Here is a 4784-nt window from a genome sequence, read left to right as displayed (position 1 = left end):
GCCACGGCCCCGTGGCCCGCGGCCCCGTGGCCCGTGGCCGCCGCCGTCGGCCCCGCCGCCCCACCATCCCCGGCGGGCCTGGTGAGCCCGCCCGTTCCGGCGGCTCTGCCCACACCGGCACCCACACCGGCGCAGGCGCCGGATCCGGGGGCGCGCAAGGCCCACAGCAGGCGGAGCCGGCGGCGGTCACGGGACATGGACGAGGCCCTCACCTGGGCGGGGACGGCCGCCATCGACGGCCGCAGCGGTGTCCCGGTCCGTCCCGCCCGCTGTTGTCTCCCACTGCCCGGGGACGACGTCGTCGGGTTCACCAGCACGCACAGCCCCGCCGTGTCCGTGCACCGGTTGCGGTGCGTGAACGCCGCGAGCGACCGCCATCGGGTCGCGGTGACGTCCTGGCTCCCGTCGGCCGAGGGCACCTTCCCCGCCGAGATCGCGGTCGAGGCGTTCGACCGCCACGGGCTGCTCGCGGACATCACCGAAATGCTCTCGGATGTGTCGGCCACGGTCCGTTCCGCCTCCTCGATCACCTCCGAGGACCGGGTGGCCCGGGCCCGTTTCACCGTCGAGGTCGCCGGCCCGGCACAGCTGGACGCGCTGCTCGCGGCCGTACGGACGGTCGGCGGCGTCTACGACTGCTACCGTGCCGGCACCAGGCCGGGCTGATCCCCGTCCGCCTGGCGCGCCACCCGCGTGCCGCCCGATACGCCACCGGTGGCCGGCGGGAGCCCGTTCCCACCGGTCACCGGCGTTCAGACCAGAACCCGCAGCTGCTCGTCGAGGTCACGTACCGCCTGGATGCCGCGCCAGGGCGACAGGTGATCACGGATGTGCAGGATGCGGGTCAGGCCGAGCGAGAAGTCCGTCTGCGCCACGATCGCCAGGGCGTCAGCGGCGAACTGGCAGGCCTGTTCGATCTCCCGTTGCTGAATGTGCACCTCGGCGACGGCGCTCAGCAGCAGGGAACGCTTCTTGGTGGTGGTCGGGCTGGTCGTCCGCAGCCCCTCGAGGGCGGTCGCGCGGGCCGCGTCCGGGCGGCGCAGCCGGGTGAAGGTGGTGACCCGCATCCCGTCGAGGCGGGAACGGTCGAAGAACTGCGTCCACACCCGGTCGTCGGCCGGGGTGGCCTGCTCGAAGGCGTCGACGGCGCGGTCGAGCGCGCGCAGCGCCGCGTCGCGGTCCCCCTGGTGGGCCTGCTCCTCGGCCTCCCGGGCGGCCAGCCAGGCGCAGGTCATCGGGCTGCCGCCGTGCGCGGCGTGACGCTGGGCCTCGGCGAGCAGCGCACAGGCCTTGTCCGGCCGTCCGTTCATACTCGACTGGAAGCTTTCGTAGCCGAGCACGCATGCCAGCAGGGCGTCGTCGCCGGTCTCCTGGGCGACCTCGGCCGCGACGCGGTAGTAGGCGCGGGCGTCGGCGCTGTTGCGCATGTCGAAGGCGAGCCAGCCGGCCAGCGCGGCGGTCTCACCGGCGGTGACAGCCAGCGCCTGGCGCACCGCCGAGCGTGGCGCGGCCTCCAGTAGACGGCTGAGGGCGGCCAGCTGCGCGGTCACCCGTTCCATCAGCCGGTGGGCCGGTACCCGCTCCTCCAGCCCGAACAGGCCGGCGGTGCGGGCGGAGAGACTGCCGACGACCGACGGGGTGGCCACGGCCTGCTGCCGTAATGCCACGGAAAGTCGCTCCCATGGCGGCCGGGTGTCAGGCGACACGGTCGTGGCGTCCTCGGCCGCCGCGACCAGCCGGAGGAAGGGGCGCTGTTCCGCGCCCGGCCGCGACGGCCCGGACAGGTGCGCCGGCCTGGGCCCGGCCGCGATGTCACCGACAGTACCGACGATGTCGGCGGTGCTGGTAGTACCGGCGGTGTGGGCGGTGTCGTTCTCGATGAACCCGAGTTCCCCGGATGTTCGCTGAAAGAGAGCTCCCAGCAGCCGTTGGTAACGAAGACTGGGCTTCTTGTCGCCTTTCTCCCACTTGCAGACCATGTTGCCGGTGACGCCGGCCTCACGCCCTTCGCGGCTGGCGGCGAAGTCACGCAGCTCCATGGCCAGTTGTTCCTGCGACCAGCCCCGTTCCTCCCGGCAGTTTCGCAGCCGGATGTTGGGGGTGCGTACGGACGGACGGGAAACGGCAGTCGTAAGGGCACTGCTCGCCGGAGTCATCGTCTGCCTTTCGCCGTCCATCAGCCCCCGTATGGCCCCCCGGTAAAAGAGTTTATCCATGGCCTTATGGCCGCTGGTCGCCGCCCTCCCACCGCCTGTGGCAGCCGCCGGCCGCTGCCCCGCGTCCCGCCGCCATGCCTTGTGCGGTAATGACCTGGTTGTACGGCAGCCGGACGGCGGCAGCACGCCGTTCCGTCCGGCCTCCGGGCGGCGCCCTTCGCGCGGCTGGACGGCTCCGGTCCCGCGGCCCGGCCCGTGCGTTCCAGAATCATTTCCCGGCAATTTTGTTATCGGCGACACAGTTGACGACATGGTTGATGGCACGTCAGCGCCCCGCCGGCCGCCGTTTACTGAATGTGCGTACATGGCGGAGCGCGGATGGCAGGGCGCGGGCACCGGAGAACAGCACCCGGCCGCCCGTCGGCGCGCGGTGGGAAGCGCACCGGCCGGCACCGGTACACATGCATGTGGATTCCCGCACATGCGGTGATGCCGGGTGCTGTCGGTCACATTCGCAGGCGGGAAATGGATGCTTCCGAGCGCGCTCGGTGAGCTCCGGTGACGGCCTGCGGCAGGCAGCCCGTAGAGTCTGTCCTGTGCGTGCAGGCCTCTTCGATGACGCTTCACCGTCCCCGGCGAATCGCCGTCCGTTACGAGCCTGGCAGGAGGCCGCCCTGGCCACCTACCGGACCCGGGCGGGCTCCGGCGCACGCGACTTCCTGGCCGTCGCCACCCCGGGCGCGGGCAAGACGACCTTCGCGCTGCGCGTCGCGTCCGACCTGCTGCACGACGGCGTGGTGCGCGCGGTCACGGTGGTGGCGCCGACCGAGCACCTGAAACGGCAGTGGGCCGACGCGGCGGCGGAGGTCGGCATCTCCCTCGACCCGGCCTTCCGCAACACCGCCGGGGCCACCTCCTCGGACTACACCGGCGTGGTGCTCACCTACGCCCAGGTGGCAGCGCATCCCGCGCTGCACCGGCTGCGCTGCGAACGCCGCCGCACCCTGGTGATCCTCGACGAGATCCACCATGCCGGCGACGCCCTGTCCTGGGGTGACGCCGTCCGGGAGGCGTTCACCCCCGCGACCCGGCGCCTCGCGCTCACCGGCACCCCCTTCCGCTCGGACGTCAACCCCATCCCGTTCGTCACCTACCTGCCCGGGCCGGACGGAGTGACGCGCAGCGTCGCCGACTCCTCCTACGGCTACGCCGACGCGCTGCGTGACGCGGTGGTGCGCCCGGTGCTGTTCCTGGCCTACTCCGGGGAGATGACCTGGCGGACGAGCGCCGGGCACGAGCTGTCCGCCCGGCTCGGCGAGCCGCTGAACAACGAGCAGACCGCCGCGGCGTGGCGCACCGCCCTCGACGCCCGCGGCAACTGGATCCCCGCCGTCCTCGCCGCCGCCGACACCCGGCTGTCCCAGATCCAGGCCGGTGGGATGGCGGACGCCGGCGGGCTGGTGATCGCCAGCGATCACGCCAGCGCCCGCGCCTACGCCGGGATCCTGCGCCGGGTCAGCGGCACCGAGCCGGTGGTGGTGCTCTCCGACGACCCCACCGCCAGCTCGAAGATCGCGAATTTCCGGGAGTCGCGGCAACGGTGGATGGTCGCCGTCCGGATGGTCAGCGAAGGCGTGGACGTCCCACGTCTGGCCGTCGGGGTCTACGCCACCTCCGTGGCCACCCCGCTGTTCTTCGCCCAGGCCGTCGGCCGGTTCGTCCGCGGCCGGGGCCGGGCGGAAACCGCCTCCGTCTTCCTGCCCAGCGTTCCGACGCTGCTCGCGCTCGCCGGCGAGATGGAGGTCCAGCGTGACCACGCGCTGGACAAGCCCCTGCGCGAACCGGACGCCTTCGACGACGCCGCCCTGCGCGAGGCCAACCGGCGCCGGGACGTCCCCGACCTGCCCGAACGGTCCTTCACCGCGCTGGGCTCCTCGGCGCATCTCGACCGGGTCATCTTCGACGGCGGCGAGTTCGGCACCCAGGCCGCCGCCGGCTCCGCCGAGGAGGAGGACTTCCTCGGGCTGCCCGGCCTGCTCGAGCCCGACCAGGTCGCCGTCCTGCTCAAACAGCGGGAAGCCGCCCAGCTCGCTGCCCGGCGCCGGCAGGAGCGCACCGAGGGCCGCCAGGACCCCGCCGGCCGCCCCGCCCCGGGCGCCTCCGGACAGACGGTCCCGGCGGCCCGCGCCGCCGAGGCGGACAGCCCGGCCGCGCAGGCCACGGACAACCGTCCGACCCACGAGGTGATCGCCGAACTCCGCCGGGAGCTCAACCGGCTGGTCGCGGCCCACCACCACCGCACCGGCCGCCCGCACGGGGCGATCCACGGCGAGCTGCGACGGACCTGCGGCGGCCCGGCAACCGGCCAGGCCACCGCCGCCCAGCTACGCGCCCGCATCGACACCGTCCGCCGTTGGGGGCCCCCCGGATAGCGGCCCTTCCCCAAATAGCGGCTTTCGCCACTATTTGGGGGCCCCTGGCGGAGGGGCCCTTCCCCAAATAGCGGCTTTCGCCACTATTTGGGGGCCCCTGGCGGAGGGGTGGGCCGTTACGTGGGCTTATCGATCATCTGATGATGATCGATAAGGGGAAGGAGGGGTGCGTCGGGGGCTTTTGTTGGCTGTTGGG

General features: G+C 73.0%; 3 protein-coding genes. 2 read left to right on the top strand and 1 reads right to left on the bottom strand.

Features of this window, described 5'->3' with window-relative positions; translation table 11 throughout:
• The coding region (locus tag NBX02_RS12680; RefSeq protein ID WP_250291478.1) for an ACT domain-containing protein at window positions 1-666 on the top strand (666 nt) is incomplete at its 5' end.
• A gap of 86 nt (window positions 667-752) precedes the next feature.
• Here the strand turns inward: NBX02_RS12680 and NBX02_RS12675 are convergent.
• Entirely contained in the window at window positions 753-2156 is a 1404-nt protein-coding gene (locus NBX02_RS12675) for a helix-turn-helix domain-containing protein (protein ID WP_250291476.1), read from the bottom strand.
• A 596-nt stretch (window positions 2157-2752) separates the two neighbouring features.
• Here NBX02_RS12675 and NBX02_RS12670 point away from each other — a divergent pair.
• Window positions 2753-4588: a DEAD/DEAH box helicase gene (locus tag NBX02_RS12670; protein ID WP_250284379.1), complete on the top strand. Its 1836-nt coding sequence runs from the start codon at window positions 2753-2755 to the stop codon at window positions 4586-4588.
• Window positions 4589-4784 lie beyond the last annotated feature (196 nt).

Origin of the sequence: Protofrankia sp. CiP1_Cm_nod1, from assembly GCF_920888515.1 — a bacterium.
Lineage (GTDB): Bacteria > Actinomycetota > Actinomycetes > Frankiales > Frankiaceae > Protofrankia.
Note: the sequence above shows the minus strand (reverse complement) of the source record. Positions and strands in the feature narration are given on the sequence as shown.

Bases quoted from the DNA above. Each gene is read 5' to 3' on its own strand.
- NBX02_RS12675 (WP_250291476.1), bottom strand. From the start codon at position 2,156: ATGACTCCGGCGAGCAGTGCCCTTACGACTGCCGTTTCCCGTCCGTCC.